12 protein-coding genes are annotated in these 18,174 nt (G+C 70.6%); 8 read left to right on the top strand and 4 right to left on the bottom strand.

Going from position 1 to position 18,174, the window contains the following annotated elements; genetic code table 11:
* Nucleotides 1-1,347 precede the first annotated feature (1,347 nt).
* Nucleotides 1,348-1,710, bottom strand: a complete 363-nt coding sequence (locus tag ACH4PU_RS22275; RefSeq protein WP_398274636.1) for a hypothetical protein — start codon at nt 1,708-1,710, stop codon at nt 1,348-1,350.
* Between the two features lie 835 nt (nt 1,711-2,545).
* On the opposite strand from ACH4PU_RS22275, the gene ACH4PU_RS22270 reads away from it, so the two are divergent.
* The 5 genes from ACH4PU_RS22270 (at nt 2,546) to ACH4PU_RS22250 (ending at nt 14,131) form a co-directional block, all read left to right on the top strand.
* Entirely contained in the window at nt 2,546-2,737 is a 192-nt protein-coding gene (locus ACH4PU_RS22270; RefSeq protein WP_398274633.1) for an HTH domain-containing protein, read from the top strand.
* Nucleotides 2,738-3,352: 615 nt separating this feature from the next.
* Nucleotides 3,353-3,958, top strand: a complete 606-nt coding sequence (locus ACH4PU_RS22265) for a DUF6230 family protein (protein ID WP_398274630.1) — start codon at nt 3,353-3,355, stop codon at nt 3,956-3,958.
* Nucleotides 3,949-4,878 carry a DUF6114 domain-containing protein gene (locus ACH4PU_RS22260; protein ID WP_398274627.1) on the top strand — a complete coding sequence of 310 codons (930 nt, stop codon included), beginning with the start codon at nt 3,949-3,951 and terminating at the stop codon, nt 4,876-4,878. The genes ACH4PU_RS22265 and ACH4PU_RS22260 overlap by 10 nt, the downstream gene beginning before the upstream one ends.
* A gap of 433 nt (nt 4,879-5,311) precedes the next feature.
* Nucleotides 5,312-5,656 carry a hypothetical protein gene (locus ACH4PU_RS22255; RefSeq protein WP_398274624.1) on the top strand — a complete coding sequence of 115 codons (345 nt, stop codon included), beginning with the start codon at nt 5,312-5,314 and terminating at the stop codon, nt 5,654-5,656.
* Nucleotides 5,657-6,601: 945 nt separating this feature from the next.
* Entirely contained in the window at nt 6,602-14,131 is a 7,530-nt protein-coding gene (locus tag ACH4PU_RS22250) for an SDR family NAD(P)-dependent oxidoreductase (RefSeq protein ID WP_398274621.1), read from the top strand.
* Nucleotides 14,132-14,394: 263 nt separating this feature from the next.
* Here the strand turns inward: ACH4PU_RS22250 and ACH4PU_RS22245 are convergent, their stop codons facing one another.
* The gene (locus ACH4PU_RS22245) at nt 14,395-14,592 is read right to left on the bottom strand and encodes a hypothetical protein (protein WP_398274618.1); all 198 of its coding nucleotides are present in this window, start codon (nt 14,590-14,592) and stop codon (nt 14,395-14,397) included.
* Nucleotides 14,593-15,110: 518 nt separating this feature from the next.
* On the opposite strand from ACH4PU_RS22245, the gene panD reads away from it, so the two are divergent.
* Nucleotides 15,111-15,530: an aspartate 1-decarboxylase gene (panD, locus tag ACH4PU_RS22240; protein WP_398274615.1), complete on the top strand. Its 420-nt coding sequence runs from the start codon at nt 15,111-15,113 to the stop codon at nt 15,528-15,530.
* A 13-nt stretch (nt 15,531-15,543) separates the two neighbouring features.
* Here the strand turns inward: panD and ACH4PU_RS22235 are convergent, their stop codons facing one another.
* Nucleotides 15,544-16,293 (bottom strand): carboxylesterase family protein, encoded by a 750-nt coding sequence (locus ACH4PU_RS22235; protein ID WP_398274612.1) that lies wholly within the window; start codon nt 16,291-16,293, stop codon nt 15,544-15,546.
* Between the two features lie 252 nt (nt 16,294-16,545).
* Between ACH4PU_RS22235 and ACH4PU_RS22230 the strand changes: the two genes are divergently transcribed.
* A complete protein-coding gene (locus tag ACH4PU_RS22230; RefSeq protein WP_004938352.1) occupies nt 16,546-17,328 on the top strand; it encodes a sigma-70 family RNA polymerase sigma factor in 783 nt (260 codons plus the stop codon).
* A 105-nt stretch (nt 17,329-17,433) separates the two neighbouring features.
* A complete protein-coding gene (locus ACH4PU_RS22225; RefSeq protein WP_398274609.1) occupies nt 17,434-17,691 on the top strand; it encodes a hypothetical protein in 258 nt (85 codons plus the stop codon).
* Nucleotides 17,692-17,745: 54 nt separating this feature from the next.
* Here ACH4PU_RS22225 and ACH4PU_RS22220 read toward each other — a convergent pair whose 3' ends face one another.
* Nucleotides 17,746-17,985, bottom strand: coding sequence for a chaplin (locus ACH4PU_RS22220; protein WP_185942736.1), 240 nt, complete (start codon nt 17,983-17,985; stop codon nt 17,746-17,748).
* Nucleotides 17,986-18,174: the final 189 nt, after the last annotated feature.

Below are 18,174 nucleotides of genomic sequence, written 5' to 3'. Positions count from 1 at the left end.
GGTCTGTCCAGGCGGCATAAGGGCTTGGGCGCGCGTCGTCGACGGTCGTCTGCTCCGGCACTGCCCACCGGGCGCGGTCGTACTCCGCGCGGCCCCTGAGCGGCTCGGTGATTCCCACGAGCGTGCGCCCGGCGCAGGCTCGAGCGCGGGAACGAGCCATGGAGGGTGGTTGCCGCACCCGTTCAGGACCAAGTGATGCGGGCTGCCCCTGGTTTACCGGGTCCCTCCCCCCAGCTGGCGCCGTAGCCGATGCCGCCGTCGAACCCACGGCATTCGCTTCGGTAGGAAGAGCTGGCACCATCGCCGCCGTAGCCTGATTCGGCTCCTGTGCCTCCGTGGCCGGCGTCGCCCGGATGTGCTCCGTGGGGCCGGCCGCCGGCTCCGCCGCCCCTCCTGGGCACACCGCCGTGGCCCCCGTAGTCCCACCTGTGGTAGTCGTGGGCGCCGAATGGTGTGGGGCCGTCCTTGCCTGGTGTGCCCTGATCGCTGGTGCCACTGGCGGCGCCGGAGCAGCTGCCGGTTCCGCCGGCGCCGCCCTTGGAGGCCGAGCCTCCGACACCGTGGCTGCCCCGGCTGCTTTTTTGGCCCCCGCCTCCGGGTTGGCCGCCCTTGCCCGCACCGCCGCCCTTGCCGCCGCCGGCACGTGCGACGACGGTTCCGTCGGGAAGCTTGAGGACGGTGGTGCCTCCGTCACCGCCGGGCCCCCCGTCTCCGCCCTTGGTGCCACTGCTGCCATAGGTGTCATTCTTTCTGCCGACCCCGCCATGCCCCTTGTCACCGCCTACGCCCTTGGAACCTCCGGCTCCGACGGTGATGGTGAGGTGGTCGTTTGCGGAGACCTTGACCGTGCAGTGCGTCACGGCCCCGCTGCCGCCGCCGGCACCTCCACTGCCCGCGCCGGCTCCGCCGCCACCGCCGGTGTGCCCGTTGTAACCGCCTGCCCCGCCTCCGCCTCCGCCTCCCCCGCCGCCGGCTCCTCCTCCGCCGGCACCCCAGAGCGTGATGTCGATGGACCCCACACCCTTGGGCACGGTGAAACTGTGGTTGCCCCGCGTGGTGTACGTCCTGGTGTGGCTCGGGGCCGCGTCAGCCGGCAGCTGGGTGCTGGGCAGCAGGGCGCCCAGGAAAGCCACCGCTGCAACCACCCTGCGCGTGTGGACGGATTGCGAGGAATTGCGCACTTGTCCTCCGAAAAGAGTCGTTCAGCGCCTGCGGCTGCACGGGGCACGACCGGCCGCGCCGCACTGGTAATCCAGTGCGGCTGATCCGGTGCGGCGCGCTCGGCGCTGGGGGGGCTGATCGACCGGCCCGCTCCGGGCGGAAGCGCCCGGAGCGGGCCGGGCCCGGTTACTTCAGGGCGGAATCGGCGGTGGCGCCGACACCCGAGGTAACGGCCTGGGCGGCGGAGTTGGCCGTGTCCTTGACGTTGGAGACGGGCCCGGGCTCGGGCGCCGAGGGCGCGGACGCACCACCGGCGGACGACGACTCCTCCGAGGATCCGGAAGCCTTCGCGTCGTACTGGTAGGTGTCGGTGACCTTGCGCTCCTTGGTGATCTTCCCCGGCGCCGGGGAGACGATCGCCACCGGCAGCGAGCCCAGGCCGTGACCGTGGTGGTCGTCGGCCATCGCGACGGACGCCTGGCCGAGGACCACGACGGACGCGGCGACAGCCACCGCGGCGGCGGCCAGACGAGTACGTGCAGCAGACATCAACTACTCCTTGGAGGCAAGGGGGGCGTACGAAGTCGCCCGGGGAGAAGGGCGGAGGCGGCTGGCTCATTGGCTGGAAGGTCGTCCTTTCCCGGCTGCCGGGCAGGCAGCCGACGGGAAGGACTTGCCGCGGGCAGGATCCGGCGGTGAGTCCGTTTCCTACGGGCAGCCGAGCATGCCGGTCAAATCGTCCGATGAGCAGGCCGGAAAAGATGCCGAACCCCTGTCCTGCGACGGGAATCGCTGTCGACTGACATCCAGTGATCCCGCTCCGCAGGCCGCCCGGACGTCATCCCAAACGGGCGCCGGGGCATCGGAGGAGTGAATTCGACAGCCCCCTGCAACCATCGGACCGCCTCGATGGTCCGCACACACTCGTCGGAGTGAGGCCGGTCCATCGAAAAGTGGTCATCACACCACTTCGAGGGATCCCCGCCGAGGAGCTCCGGAACCGGATCTTCGGCTGTGATCACGCCCACCGCTAGGACCGTCCGGCGGTCATGCCAGACTCCTGCCCGGCACGGCACAGATCCACCACCCGGGCAAGAGTCATCAGACACCGCTGGGTCAGCTTGCGGTTGATGGCCTGCCGGCGCGGGTCGTGCAACGCCAGGTAAATGGCCTCGTGCGAGATATGCATCGTCCGGTCGTCGGGGAACCGGCGCCGTAGCCAGCCAGCGATCTGTTAGGGCGACCAGCTCAGTGCCAGCTTCTCCTCGACGACCGCCCGGAGGGTAGGCAGGACCGGCCAGCCTCGCCGGCTTCGGACGCCGGGCCCTCTGATGCGCCTCCTGGTCCGCCACGGTGGCCCGGCTGGCTGGACCGACCACCCGCCATGACCGAGGAACAGGTACGCCACGCCCGGGACCTGCTCACCCGCCCCGAGAACACCGTCACCTCGATCGCCAAACTCCTCGGCGTCAGCCGGAACACGATCTACAAGTACATCCCCGAGCTGAAGGGCAGCGGCCTCACGCTGGCCGACGCGCCTATCGCCGAGTTGCCGGAGCCGACTCCTCCCACCTGAGCTACGGGTCAGCACAGGCCACTCCGTTGTTTTTCCCGCGAGTACAACTGGGGCTCCGATAAGGAGGACGGACTCGAACTCGTCTTCGAGGTCCTTGCCCGCCGGGGTTCATCGGTGTGAGGAGACGGTTCGTGGCAGAGCCTCGACGGTGGCTGAGGTGTCTGGCGCGGCGGTCAAGCTTCGGAGACCGACATCTTCAATTCCGACAGTCCGCTTGCCTAGTGAACGGTCCACAACTCCCACGGAATAACCGACTCTATGCCTGACCAGCTAAAACGCCGCCTTCAGGTTCGGAACGGCAACAGCCTCTGAGAGGGCGAACGCGTACTACGACGGGGGCGCTTGGCCTTCCCTTGTCAACCGCCGAGCGCAAGGGCTCCCCGGCCAAGGACCACCACGGCGAGCTGTCTCGGCACGGGCGCGTCCCATCATCCCCTGCTGCATACCGGCCTTCCATAGCCCAGACCGACGTACCGTTCGCCCCACGAACGTATTTCCGCCCAAGAGTGGAATCGAGCGCATCACCCGGTCGAGTGACATGCCCCCGGGCGTGACCGCCGCATCGGTGGGCATGCAGCCTATGGCAGCGGGGGCGGTACGGAGGGGGCGAATGCGGTGGCCGGGGAGCTCGGCGAGGGGCGCACGGCGTGGCGGAAGGCCGTGGTGGTCGCGCTGCCCGCCCTGCTGGCCGTGGGAGCCATGGGAGCGGCCATGGCGGACGGCGTGCTGGCGTCGTCCTTCGCGGTGTCCGGCACGGCCTTTCAGGTGTCGGCCGGCTCGCTGTCCAGCAAGGGGCTGGTTTCCTACGTCGATGTCGCCCGGACCACGGATGGCGCGGGGCGGCCCGGAGCCGCTCTCGGTATCGGCGACGCGCGGCTCTCGGACATCTGCCAGGCCGCGCGGATCGACACGCCCGTCGGCCGGGTCACTTTCAAGCTGACGGCCGGCGGCAAGGCGGGGCCGGTGACGGTAAGCAACCTCGTCCTGCACGGTGACGACCTGACCGGCGATGCACGGTTCGGGCAGGCCGAGATCGGGCGGGACGCCTCCACCTTGGACCGGGTTCCCGAAGTCAGGGGCCAGCCGGGCCGCTTCGGGCTCCAGGCCGGCGAGGTGGAAGTGAGCGGGGTCCGCAGCCACTCCTGGTCCGTCACCGGGGGCAACTTCCGTCTCAAGGGGCTCCGGCTCAACGTCAGCATGGACGGACCGGCGTGCTTCTGACCTCCCGCCGCCCCTCCGGCCGCTGCCCCCGCGATCGGCTGCGCGGGTGGCGGCGGACCCGCCCGTTCTGGGCGGGCGTCCTGTTGATCGCCGCGGGCACGGAGTTCCTCGCCGTGCCCCTTGTCCCCTGGAACGTCCTTATCGGGCTCGGATTCGGCGGCATCGCCGCGCTGGGCATCGGCATCGCCCTGATCGTCGCAGGACTGTTCCTGCTGTTCCTTCCCCACACCCGCCACTACGTCGGGATCCACGCCGTCATCCTGTCCGTGTTCTCCTTCGCGGCCAGCAACCTCGGAGGGTTCTTCCTCGGCATGCTGCTGGGGATCGCCGGCGGAGCGATGGGATGCGCCTGGATTCCCACCGCGGCGCCCAATCCTCCCGAGGAACTCTCCCACCGCCCCGGCACGCCGTCTTCGCCGATCCTCTCCGCCGTCCTGCCGGTCGTCCTCCTGACCACCGCCACCGTCCTCCCCGTCCCCGCGCCTGGCCGCCCCGCTTCCCTTGCGGTGCTGTCACCTCCGACGGTCACCACGAGCCGCTTCGCCCCGCAGGGTTTCACCATCGCCGGGATCAGCCGCCTGGCGACCGCCGCCGGCCCCCGTAAGGTCATGGTGCTGCGGATGCGCGCCGCCTCCCTCTCCGACTACCGGCTGCACACCCGCGACAGCGGGCGCGAACTCTCCCTCGCCATTGACGAACTCCGCCTCGGCGGGGAAGCCACCTTGTACCTCACCCGGTTCCACGGTTGCGTCCAGGGCCTGCTGTGCCTCACCTTCGACGCCGACGCTCTGACTGTTCCCCCCGTGGTGCCGCCCTTCGTCTACATGACGGACGTCAGCGGCGACCAAGCCCTCATCGCCAGCGAGACGATCGAGGCTGAAGGGATGCGTCTGAGTACCGTGCCGCCAGGCACCATCTGAAGCCGGCCGTCGCGTCCCTCGCCCCGGCCGGGCGGCGAGGCGGTTGGAACGACCCGGGCTGCCGGCCGCTCATCCGCGTCCCGTGGTCCTCGTCCAACGGCACCTGGCTGGACTTTTCGGCCACCTGGCCGGCGCTCGCGGGACACCTGATGCGACGCGGCTACTGCGTCTTCTCCCTGGACTACGGGCGGATGCCCGACGCCGCGGGCTTGGCCGGCCTCGGACCGATCGCCCACTCGGCCCGCGAACCCGCCTCGTTCGTCGACACGGTCCTCGCGACGGTCCACGCTCGGCAGGTGGACATCGTCGGTCACTCGCAGGGCGGCATGATGCCGCGCTTCTACCTGCGGTTCCTCGCGGCGCTCCTAAGGTTCACCACCTCGTCGGCCTGGCGCCCAGCAGCCACGGCACCACCCTCCTGGGGCTGCACGCGGTGGCAGGCGCTGTCCCCGCAGCCCGCAACCTCCTCCACCACCCCGCGCTGCGCGAGCAACTCGCGGGATCCGACTTCCTCCAAGCGTTCAACCGCGACGGCGACGTGGTGCCGGGAGCGCGGTACACGGTCGTCGCGACGCGTTACGACGAGATGGTTGTGCCCTGTCGCTCCCAGTTCCTCTTGGGACCCGGCGTCGACAACGTCCTGCTCCAGGACGTCTGCCCGCTGGACACGAGCGAGCACTGGGCCCCGGCCCTGGCGGATCCCGTCACCTTCCACCTGGTGACCCAACGCGCTCGACCCGGCTCATGCCACGCCGACCACCTGCGCGACGGGTGGTGAGACGGCCGTGCCGGGCAAGTAGGGCTGCCGACGCCCGCCGCGATTCCCGTCACTCAGCCGCCGGGGGTCGGCGCGGGATTCAGTCCGAGCGTTGGCGCCGGGTTGGCAGACAAGGATCGCCTTCACCTGCCGGAAAAGTACGGCTCGCAGAAAGGCGCTTGCACATGGCTGCGATCTGCGCGATCGACGGGGAATGGGACCTCACGACCCTGGCGGCCCAGGCGCACGCGGAAGAAGGCTTGGAGTGGGCGGTCGCGGCCGACGCGGCCCTCGTGCGTGCGCACCAGTACGCGGGCGGCCCGTCCAAAAAAGTCCTGGCAGGCGAGCCGGTGGTCATGTCCCCGAGCTACTCGAGGGCGAGGTTACAACGAAGATCCACACGGCTGCCGATGGCCGTTGCTGCCTGCCGCGTTTCGTCCTCGCGCTTGGGCACGTCGGAAAGGCGCCGGTCTTCGAGCGGGTCATGGTGATAAGCGGGTACCGCGGCCCGTTGGGTGCCCTCTGGTCAGAGAGGATCTGGTCCTCGCTGACAAGGCGTATTCGCCCCGCGCTATCCGCGAATACCTACGACGGCGCGGAATCAAGGGCATCCCGTCCCTCGCCGACCAGCATGTACATCGCGGGAGACGCGTCGGCCATGGCGGCCCGGTACCGCCTTCGACCGCGAGGTCTTCCGCCCAATGTGCTGTACCGGCGACCGTTGCGCCAGATGATACGGACCCCGTCCGGGAGCCCCCACAACACCGGCCGCAGCGATCTCGGGCGGACCGGATGTCTGGCTTCAGGCCCAGTTGAAGCAGCCGAATGTGACCCTGCGCAGACACGAACAAATGAATGATCATTCATCACAACGGTAATTCCGATCAATGGATGGATCTGACGTTATATGGATATCTAGGTCTGTTGAGAGGGATATTCGCGTCCGCTGCGGTATTGGGGGGTTACATGGAGTTCTGGGACACGTTGGTCTCTTCGTCCGGGGAAGCGATCGCTCTGGTCGGAATGGCGTGCCGGTTGCCGGGGGGGATCGACGACCCACGCGGGCTGTGGGAGGCGCTGGCCGAGGGGCGGGACCTGGTCAGCCCGGCCCCGCCGGAGGGCCGGTTCGACCCGGCGCGGCTATGGGACCCAGATCCCGAGCGGCTGGGCAGGAGTTACACGTTTGCGGGAGGGTACCTGCGGGACGTCGCGGCCTTCGACGCGGCGTACTTCCGCATCTCTCCGAGCGAGGCCAGGCGGATGGACCCGCAACAACGGCTGCTGCTGGAGCTGACGGCGGAAGCGTTCGACGACGCGGCCGTCGATCCGGCGGGCCTCGCCGGTTCCGACACGGCGGTCTTCGTCGGGGTGTCGGACATGTCCTACGGCAGCATGCAGATGACCCGGCCGGAACAGATCAGCGGGCACACTATGAGCGGCAACGCGCTGTCGCTCACCGCCAACCGCGTCTCCCTCGCCTTCGATCTGCGCGGTCCGAGCATGGCGGTGGACACCGCCTGCTCCTCCTCGCTGGTGGCCGTCCACCAGGCGTGCGAGGCACTGCGCTCGGGCCGTTGTGGGTCCGCTATCGCGGGCGGAGTGAACGTCCTGGTCAACCCGCTCGCGTTCGTGGGCTTCTCGCGGGCCTCGATGCTGTCACCGAAGGGACGGTGCGCACCGTTCTCCGCGGGAGCGACCGGTTACGTGCGGTCCGAGGGCGGCGGGGTGGTGCTGATGAAGCGGCTGGCCGACGCCGTGGCCGCGGGGGACCGCATCCACGGGGTGATCGTCGCCAGCGGCGTCAACAGCGACGGCGGTACGTCGGGACTGGCGACGCCCAGTGCCGAGATGCAGCGGCGGCTGCTGGAAGAGGTGTACGGACGGGCCGGGATCGGTGCGGACGACCTGGTGTACTTCGAGGCGCACGGCACCGGTACCCCGGTGGGTGACCCGGTGGAATGCGAGGCGATCGGGCAGGCGCTGGGCGTGCGACGCGCGACCGGAGCCCTGCCGATCGGGTCGGTGAAGTCCAACCTGGGCCATGGAGAGCCGGCTTCGGGCGTGACGGGGCTCCTCAAGGGCGTCATGGTGCTGCGGCACGGCCGGATCCCGGCCAGCCTGCACGCCGCCCCGGCCAACCCGGACATCGACTTCGCCGCCCTCAATCTCGCCCCGGTCACCGGGCCACAGCCGCTGACCGTGTCGTCCCCGGGCGTCGTGGGCGTGAACAGCTTCGGCTTCGGCGGGGCCAACGCCCACGTCGTACTGGCCGGTTCTCCCCAGGAGCCCCCGCCCGGCGTACGCTCCAAGGGGCCGCTGCCCCTGGTCGTCTCGGCACGCACCGGGCAAGCACTCGCCGAGGCCGCCACCGCGATGGCCGGGCGGCTGGAGGAGGCGGGGGACGAGGCGTTCCACGACGTGTGCTGGACGGCGACCTGCCGCCGGGGCCGCCACGAGCATCGGGCCGCCGTGCTCGCCGACACCCCCGAGGACGCCGCCCGGCAGCTGGCCTCACTGGCGGCTGACGGCGTGGTGACGGACGCGGTCGAGGTACGTTCGGGCGGCGCGGGCCGGGTGGCCTTCGTCTTCTCCGGGAACGGCAGCCAGTGGGACGGCATGGCCGCTGATCTGATGGCGGCCGAGCCCGCCTTCCGGGCCGGTGCCGAAGAGGCGGACGCTCACCTGCGGCCCCTGCTCGGCTGGTCCGTCACCGAGCTTCTGGCCGCGCCGCCCCCGCAGGACGGCGAGCGGCCGCAGCGGCCTATGACCGACACCCTGTACGCACAGCCCGCGCTGTTCACGCTCCAGGTGGGACTGGTGAGGCTGCTGGAGTCCTACGGAGTACGTGCCGGCGCGGTGGTCGGCCACAGCGGAGGAGAGCTGACCGCCGCCTACGTCTGCGGGGCGCTCGACGCCGCCTCTGCGGCGCGTGCGGTCGTCGAGCGTAGCCGTGCCCAGGCCGCGACAGCGGGAACCGGCCGCATGGCGGTGGCGGCCCTGAGCCCGGAGGAGGCAATCGAGGCCATCGCGGCGTACGACGGGCTGCTGGAGATCGCCGCCGTCAACAGCGCCCGCGACGTCACCCTCTCCGGAGAGGGCGAGGCCCTGCGGAGCCTGGGCCGTGCGCTGGTGTCGCGGGACGTCGCCTTCCGCGAACTGCCGGGTGACTACGCCTTCCACACAGCGGCCATGGACGGCGTGGAGCAGGAGCTGCGCCGGGCGCTCACGGACCTGGTGCCGGGAGAGCCCCGGATCCCGATGTACTCGACCGTCACTGGACAGCGGGTGCGGCCCGGGGGGCTCGACGCAGAGTACTGGTGGCGCAACATGCGCTGCCGGGTCCGGTTCGCGGACGCCGTCCGCGAACTGGCCGCCTGCGGACTCGCGGCGGTCGTGGAGATCGGGCCGCAGCCGACCCTGCGCGGCGCGCTGTCACGGCTCGCGGCCGAGCGCCCGCAGGCGCCGTTCACGGTGGTGCCGGCCATGGACAGGTCCACCGCCGGTCCGCTGGGCGTGCGGCAGGCGGCCGCCCGGGTGCTGGCATGCGGCAGCCCGGACGCGGACCCGCGAGCCCTGTTCCCCGTCCCCGGCCGGGTGACGGACCTGCCGGCCTACCCCTGGCAGCATGAACGGCACTGGCACGGCGCACCGGAGGACTGGACCCGCGTCAGCGGCGACGGCGTGCTCGTCCACCCCCTCCTCGGCGAACGGCTGCCCACCCTGGAGCCCGCCTGGTACGCGACGGTCGAGCGCACGCGCACCCCGTGGCTGGGGGACCACAACGTCGGCGGCGCGGTGGTCATGCCGGCGACCGGCTACGTGGAACTGGCGCTCGCGGCCGGCCGCGAGGTCTTCGCGGGACCGGTCGAACTGGACACCATCGACATCCCCCGGGGCCTGCCCCTGCCGTGGGACGCGACCATGGACGTGCGGCTGCAGACGTCGCTGTCGGACGAGGACGGCATTTGGCGCGTCGCCAGCCGCACCGGCGAAATGGGCCCCTGGCGCATGCACGCCCGTGGCCGGGCCCGCCGCCTGGCCACCCCCACCCCGCCGCGGGACCTCGATCTCGCGGCGGTGCGTGCCCGCATGACCAGCCGCATGGACGCGGAGCAGCTCTACGCCATGCTCACGAGAGCGGAGCTGCGCTACGGGCAGACCTTCCGGGCCCTGCGGGACATCCACTTCTGCGACCAAGAGGTCCTCGCCTCGTACCACTGCTCGCCCTCCGAGGACGGCTATGGAGGCTATATGGCCTTCCCCCCGCTGCTCGATGCCGCATGGCACTCCTGCGCAGCGTTGCTGAGCGACGCCCAGACGGCATACCTGCCCTCGGCGATCGGCCGGGTACGGGTGTGGCGGACGCCGCCGCCCACCGGGTGGGTCCACCTGCGTCAGCGGTTGCGGACACCGCGCGAAGTCGTTTGCGACATCACGGTCGCCGACGACACCGGCGCCGTCGCCGTCACCATGGACGGCTGCCGGATGCAGAGCATTCCGGCGCGAGCGGCCGACGACGCGGCGGAATACATCACGGTGCTGCGCGCCGCGCCGCTGCCCGGCCGACAGCCGGACCCCTTGCCGCCCATCGCCCCCGGAGCCATGCTCGCGGCAGCACAGGCGGAGCTCGACAGCCTTCGCGCCGATGGGTCGGACGCCCGCCATGCACGGGCCGTCCGTATCTGGCGGGGTGGCACGGGCCAGGCGATTTGCAAGGTGTTCCGGACCTTGGTGGGCGGAAGGGAGGAGTTCACACTGGAGGACTTGTTCCAGGCCGGTGTCGAGCGCGGGCAGGAACGCTATCTGTGGATGCTGATCAGCATGGCTGAGCGTTTCGGGAACCTGCGACGCGACGGCGAAGCCTGGCGTTTCGTTTCCTCCGCCACAGATGCCCCCGTCCGGGACTTCTTGCTGTCGGTCCCGGACAACGTTCCGTCCAGCGTGCTCAGCGTTCGTGCACTTCTCCACACCCCCGATGTGCTGTGCGGCAAGCGGGATCCGATGGAGCTGTTCGTCGAGGGTGCTGAGCTGGTGCAGCAGTTCTACGACGTTGAGCCGGTCGTCATGCTGCACAACCGCTTCGCGCGGGCGCTGTTGAGGAAAGTCGTGGAAGCCTGGCCCGCAGACCGGCCGCTGCGCGTCCTGGAGGTGGGTGCGGGCACGGGGGGGCTCACCGCATGGCTGCTGCCGGTGCTGCCCGCCGACCGCACCCGCTACGTCTTCACCGACGTCTCGCCCATGTACTTCGCCGCCGCCCAAGCTCGCTTCGCCGAATCCGATTGCCTCGAATACCGGCCGCTGGACCTCGACGCCGACCCTGTGGAACAGGGCTTCGAACCGGCAGGCTTCGATGTCATCGTGGCCGGCTTCTCACTGCACACGGCGAAGGGCCTCAGTGCTGCTGTGCGGCGACTGGCGACGCTGTGTGCTCCGGGCGGGCATCTGCTCGCCGTCGAGGTCCACAACCCCCAGATGCTCGTACCGATCTTCGGAGCACTGGAAAGCTTTTGGAGCCACGAGGGCGACGAGCTGCGACCGGAGTCGCTCCTGCTTTCACGGGACCGATGGCCGTCGATCCTGCGGGAGAACGGCTTCGACGACGTCGTGCAGACCGGTGCCGCGGGCCCACCGATCAGCGAAGAGTTCTCCGTACTGATGGCACGCAGGCAAGGAACCGTTCCGCCTGCCGCCCCCGTGGCCGCCTCGGCGCAGCCTGCCGAACCGCTGCCCTGGCTTCTGGTCACCGAAGACGACTCGGAACGGAACCTGACACAAGCGCTCACCGACAGGCTGCTCGCGGCAGGCAGCCCGCATGTTCGCGTCCTGCCGGCCGCCGACGCACGCGCGGGCACGTACCCCGCACGGGACGCCCATCCCGCCCGCTGGGGAATCGCCTACCTGCTCAGCGCGGAAGAGGACCGGCGTGTGGAGGAGGGGACACCGGAGGAAGTGGTCGACCTCGCGCTGAACCGCCTGGCCACCCTGCGCGCGATCGCCCGGGACCGCGGCACGGGCGGCGGCCTCGATGCGCACCGCTTCGTGCTCGTCAGTCATCCCACCGGAGCCCTTCCGGCGCCCGAGCGCCCGGAGTTCCCGGGACAGGCCGCTGCCTGGGGTGCCGCCCGGGTCATGGCCGCCGAACTGCCGGCGCTGTCCGTCGCGCGAGTGTCCCTGGAGCGCGGCGCCGACCCGGACACGGACGCCCTGCGGCTGGTGGCCGAGCTGCAACCGGCCCATGAGGAGAACGAGGACGAAGTCGTTCTCACCCGGGGTGGTCGGTTCGTCCCCCGAGTGATCCACGCACCGCGGACCGTCGAGCTGCACGACGGCACGGCCACCAGCCACCGCCTGACGGTCGACCGCGTCGGGCTGGGGTACCGGCTCGCCTGGGACCAGGCCCCCACGCCGCGGCCCGGCCCCGGTGAGGTAACCATCGCGCTACGCGCCGTCGCCCTCAACTACCGTGACGTTCTCGTGGTGACGGGGTTGCTTCCCGCCTTGGCCGAGGAAGGTCTGGCCTCCGAGGAGTTCCTGGGCATGGAGGGCTCGGGCGTGGTGACCGCCGTCGGACCCGGCGTCACCGGCATCGCCGTCGGGGACCGCGTCTACGGAGTCATGTACGCCGGGACCAGCCACACTTGCGTCCCCGCGCATGTGGTGCGCAGGATCCCCGAAGGCATGACGTTCACCGAGGCCGCCACCCTGCCCGTGGCGTTCCTCACCGCTCAGCGCGGCCTGGAGACACTGGCACGCCTACGCAAGGATGAAACGGTGCTCGTGCACGGAGGCGCGGGCGGGGTCGGCCTGGCTGCCCTCCAGCACGCGCACCTCATCGGAGCGAAGGTGATCGCGACCGCCGGCTCCCCCGTCAAACGGGACCTGCTGACCGTGCTCGGCGTCGAGCACGTCTTCGACTCCCGCGACCTGCGCTTCGCGGACCAGGTACGTGAGCTCACCGGAGGCCGCGGCGTCGATGTCGTCCTCAACTCCCTCAGCGGCGAAGCCGCCGCACGCAGCATGGAGGTCCTGGCCCCCGGCGGACGCTTTGTGGAGCTGGGCAAACGTGATCTATACGCCAACAGTCGCATGCAGGTCAAGCCCCTGGCCGACAACGCCTCACTGCACGTCATGGACCTCGGCCGACTCGCCTTCCGTCTTCATGAGCTCCTGCCCGCAGTGGAGAACCTGCACGAGCGCGTGCGCACAGGGGCCTACCGGCCTCTCCTGCACCAGGCGTATCCGGCCACGCGCGCTCAAGACGCCTTCCAGCTGCTCCAGCATTCCCGGCACATCGGCAAGGTGCTCCTCACCTTCGACGAACCGGTGCCCGTCAGTACCTCCCCCGAGCCGGAGGCACCGGATCCGCAGGGCAGCTACCTGGTCGTGGGAGGGCTCAGCGGCCTCGGCGCGCGCACGGCCGTGCATCTCGCCGAGCGCGGCGCCCGGCACTTGGCGCTGGTCGGCCGCCGGGGCATGGAGAGTCCCGAGGCCCGGTCCGTCCTCGCCCGGCTGGCCGCACACGGCGCCACGGTGAACGTGCACGCCGCGGACGTCACCGACACAGAGGCCATGCGTGAGATCATGCGGCAGACCGACACAGCCGAACACCCCTTGCGCGGCATCATCCACTCCGTCCTGCACTTGGAGGACGGCGAACTCACAGACCTCAGCGACGAGCACGTCCGGGCGGTCCTGGCCCCCAAAATGGCCGGCACCCTGATCCTCGACCAGTGCACCCGCGGGAAGGAAGTCCCGCTGACGGTGTACTCCTCCCTGAACGCATGGATCGGCAACCACCATCAGGCGAACTACGCGGCCGCGAACCTCTACACCGAAGCCTTCACCCGCAAGCGCCGCCACCAGGGACAACCCGGCATGGCCATCGCCTGGGGAGCGATCGGCGAGACCGGCTACGTCGCCCGCCGGGGCCTCACAGCCGCCGTCGCCATGGCCGGACTAATGCCCGTCTCCCCCGACCAGGCCTGCGCCGCGCTCGACCACCTGCACGCTCACAACAGGGACGTCGCCGCCTACGCCCGCTGCGACTGGTCAGGCATGACGGTCCTGGCTCCTTCGGTGACCCGGCCCCGTTTCCGCTCCGTCGTCCCTCCGCCCCTCCCCGGAACCGGTTACCGGCTGGAGGAACTACTCACCCGGCTCGACGGCGTACCGCCCGAGGAAGCACTGCAGATCATGGAAGAGGCCTTCATCGCCCTAGTCGCGGACATCCTGCAGATGCCCGCCGAACAGATCGATCCGACCAAGCCGCTGAGGGAGTACGGTATGGACTCCCTGATGGCCATGGAAGTGATGTCGAAGGTGCGCAAGAGCTTCCAGTACGACGTCCCCGTCATGGAAGTACTGCACAGCGACGGCTCCGTCCGCGGCATCAGCGAAACCCTCCTCTCCAAACTCACCGCAGGCCAGACCGCCCCCGGCCGCGTCCTCCGGGCCGAGCAGCCGGTGCCGTCATCAGGCGACAGGCCAACGTTCTGAGGGAATGCTGTCGGACACAGGCCTCGGAGCCAACTCGGAAGGCTCATCAGCATCCTGGACTCACAGCCCGTCCACGGATTCTCCAGCTCGTCCAGGTCCTCGCGGAGGACCTGGACGTCACCTTCGGCGGAGTCCTCGCGGTCGAGCCACACGTGCTGGCCGTCCCCCGTGACCGTCAGCCCGGCGCGGTCGCGCTCCGGACGGCCATGTTCCACCCACTGGCAGTAGGCGGCTTTGGCCTCGTCCCACAGCCGACGGGGCTCCTACTGCTCGACCTCGTACTCGCTCTGCCCGAGAACGTACTCGGCGGTGGCCCAGGAGGAGCGATCAGTGGAGAACAGCCACAAGGTCGCCTCCTCAGAACCGTCATCGGCCTCGCCCAGGCGGTGCCAGGCATCGCGGACGGCGGTGTCGACCCAGAACAAGGCGTCCGCGTCGTCGCTGACGTCGCGCGGGTTCACGGCAGTACGGTTGGGGGGCGCCGTCTTCATGGTGGTAGAAGTCGCGCACCACCCGCCATGCGCCCGGCTGGGTGCGGGTGCGCATGAACGCGGGGTAGCCGGCGAACCGGTCACAGGCCCGGCCGTCGTTTCGGTAACCGGGAAACCATCGCTATGCTCCTGCGTCGACCGGACGCCCGCTCGTTCTTCTGGCCGCACGCGTCTGGACGGTGAGGTTGATAGCTGTTTGCGGTCGGGATCGTTCGGCGCGACGAAGGTCTGGACGACGGGTGAGGCCCCCTCAAGGTGGACGCTCAACTGCCGAGTGGGCCGGCGGTGCTCCATGCTCGACCCAGCGGTGGGACCGGTCTTCAACCTGTTGCCTGCCTGACGGCCCGTCAGAAAAGTCAGCAAGTGGTCAGCATGAGTCCTGTGAAACCTGCCACACGCCGCCCGAACATGCGACTGGTTGTAAACTCAAGGGAACGCCCTTGACCTGCGAAAACGCAGGCAGGGAGCCTACTCACGGGAGTACCTCCATGTACCGCACCATGATGAAGTCGAAGATCCACCGCGCCACCGTCACCCAGGCCGACCTGCATTACGTGGGGTCCGTGACCGTGGACGCCGATCTGATGGACGCCGCCGATCTGCTGCCCGGGGAGAAGGTGGACATCGTCGATATCGACAACGGCGCGCGGTTGTCCACCTATGTGATCGAGGGGCCGCGTGGGTCGGGTGTGATCGGGATCAACGGGGCGGCGGCCCGGCTGGTCAGTCCTGGGGATCTGGTGATCCTCATCGCCTACGGGGTGATGGAGGACGCCGAGGCCAAGGCGTTCGAGCCGCGGGTGGTGTTCGTCGACGAGCGGAACGCCGTGGTGGACCTGGGGGCCGATCCGGCGGCGGTGCCGGAGGGGGCGGGGTTGCTGCGCGGGGACCGGGTCGCGGGCGCGTAGCCGGTGCGTGGGGTCAGGGCATAGGCCGTGCGCCGGCCGCTTCCGTCAGGGCCCTGACCGACAACAGGCCCTGGGCACGCACCCGTTCGTCGTCCGAGGGGCGGCAGCGGCCCGTCGACGGGTCGAATTCGGCCATGATCACGCCCGCGTGGTCGGCCGCCGGCTCGTCGAGCCGGGCCGGCCAGCCGCGGCCGGTGAGCGCGGTCAAAGCCTCGCGGGAGTGCTCCGGGCCCATCAGGGTGTCCTCGGTCCCGTGCGCCAGCCGGACGGGCACCGGGGTGACAGGCCCGGCGGCCGCGTCGGCCAGGTCGGTCAGCGGCGGTGTCCCGGTCGTCCGCGCCGGCAGGTCGTAGCGGGACGCGAGGCCCACGACGGCCGCCGGGCGCCAGCCGTCGACGACGTCCGGGCGGAGCGCGACGCCGAGGGCCGCCGAGGCCCCGGCGGACCAGCCGGCCAGGACGATCCGGTCCGGATCGCCGCCGTACGCCGCCGCGTTCGCCCGGCACCACGCCAGCGAGCCGAGCAGCGCGGCTCGTCCGGCGTCGCGCGCGTCGGCCCGCCAGTCCGGTACGGCCACGACCGCGCCCCGCGCGGCGACCTCCCGCGCCAGGGGGGCCAGTACGCCCCGGTCGTCGGGGCTCGTGCCGTGCCACAGCAGCACCACCGGCAGTCCGGTGTCCGGCCCTTCGGGGCGGTGGACGTCGACGTCCTTGCCCTGCGGCGTCCGGGCGAGGTGGAGCTGCGGCGCGGGGAGCGGGGGCATGACGGCCTTTCCTGAGGACGACGTGACTGCTGTGACGCTCGCGGACGTTACCAGCCGGTTGGGCAAGGAAAGGACGGTTCCAGGGCGCTCGTGACGCCGGCCCGCGCCCCCCACTCGTACCGCGGTCCCGGCGCGCCACCGCCGTCTCGCTGTCCGTGACCGGGTGGCTGCGCCGAGTCGCGCATCCGGAAGGGCCGGGTCATGCTGAAACCGCCGGCAGCACTCCGTGGCGTACGAGCGAGGGCGGTGACCATGACTGAGACAGCTCTCCGACGGCGTACGCGCCAGAGCCCCGCGACGGCCGGACTGTTCGCACGGCTCGCGGCACTGCCCGACGGGCCCGAGCGGACCCGGCTGCGGCAGGAACTGATCGCCGCGTGGCTGCCCATGGCCGAGCGCATCAGCCTGCGCTACCGGTCCAGCGGCGAGAGCCCGGCCGATCTCCGGCAGGTGGCGGCGCTGGCGCTGGTCCGCGCCGTCGACCGGTTCGATCCGGACCGCGGCTTCGCCTTCGAGTCGTTCGCCGTCCCCACCATCAACGGTGAACTCAAGCGGCACGTGCGCGACCACGTGTGGTCGCTGCACATCCCCCGGCGCGACCAGGAACTGCGGGCCGCCGTCCGCGCCGCGCGGTCGCGGCTGGAGCAGAAGGGCGCCGGGACGCGCGTCACCGAGGCCGCCCTGGCCGAGGAGGCCGGACTGACCGAGGCGGAGGTCCGGCGCGGTATCGACGCGGACGGGGTGCACCACACCCTCTCCCTGGACCACCCCATCGACGGCGCGGGCGAACTGCCGCTGGCCGACACCCTGGGCCGGGTGGACCGCGCGCTGGACCTGGTGATCGACCGGCAGTCGCTCCGGCCGCTGCTCGACGCGCTCCCCGAACGCGAGAAGTCGGTCCTGTACTGGCACTTCTTCGGCAACCTCACCCAGCAGCAGATCGGCGCCCGGCTGGGGGTGTCGCAGATGCAGATCTCGCGGATCCTCAGCCGTACCTGCGCCCACCTGAGGCGGCAGCTGCTCGCGCCCGTCTGATCCGGGCGGCTCCGGGCACACGTACGTCATCGAACGGCATTCAGCGGCATCAAGCATTCAACGGCATTCAACTGCATTCAACTGCATCGAACGAGGTTCACCACCATGACGTCACAGCACACGCACCTGACCCCCGACCTGCCGCCCGTCGTCGAGGTGCCGGACCTCCCCGGCGCGCAGGGCCCGCGCCCGTCCGGCGCGCCCCGGCGGCGCGGGGAGCGGAGTGACGCGGGGGACGACGGGGGGAGCGCCGGGTCCCGGCCGTCCCGGCCCGCCGAGCGGGAGCGGAGCGGGAACGAGCGTGGCGCCCATCACGAGGGTGATGGGCGCCACGGGTGCGCGGGGGAGGGTTCCGGCGGCTGACTGTGACCCGCCCCGCGCGGTCGCGGTCCGGTGAACCGCGGTCCTGGGAGGAAATCAGTCGGCGACGCAGGTGTTGCCGAAGGTGGGGTTCAGCAGGGCGATGATGTCGATCGAGTTCCCGCACAGGTTGATCGGCAGGTGGATCGGCACCTGGATGGTGTTGCCGGAGATCACGCCGGGGGAACCCACGGCCGCTCCATTGGCGTTGGAGTCGGCTACTGCGACGCCCGAGGCGCCGGAGACGACGGCGCCGGCGGCGGCGGTCATGAGGACTGCCTTGGCGATACGCGACATGGCTGAAGCCTTTCTAAGGGGTGTTGAGCGTCAATTGTGACCGGGGTTTCCAGTGGGGATGCACCAAAATGGGCCAGTGAAGCCTCAATTAACCCATTGAGGGCAATAAGTCAGATGTGATGCCCGGGAATTGAGGGGGCGCCCGATACGTGGGAGCATGGCGGGCCGTCGTAGGCGGCCCGCCTCCGC

Origin of the sequence: Streptomyces sp. NPDC021100, from assembly GCF_044333095.1 — a bacterium.
GTDB lineage: Bacteria > Actinomycetota > Actinomycetes > Streptomycetales > Streptomycetaceae > Streptomyces.
Note: the sequence above shows the minus strand (reverse complement) of the source record. Positions and strands in the feature narration are given on the sequence as shown.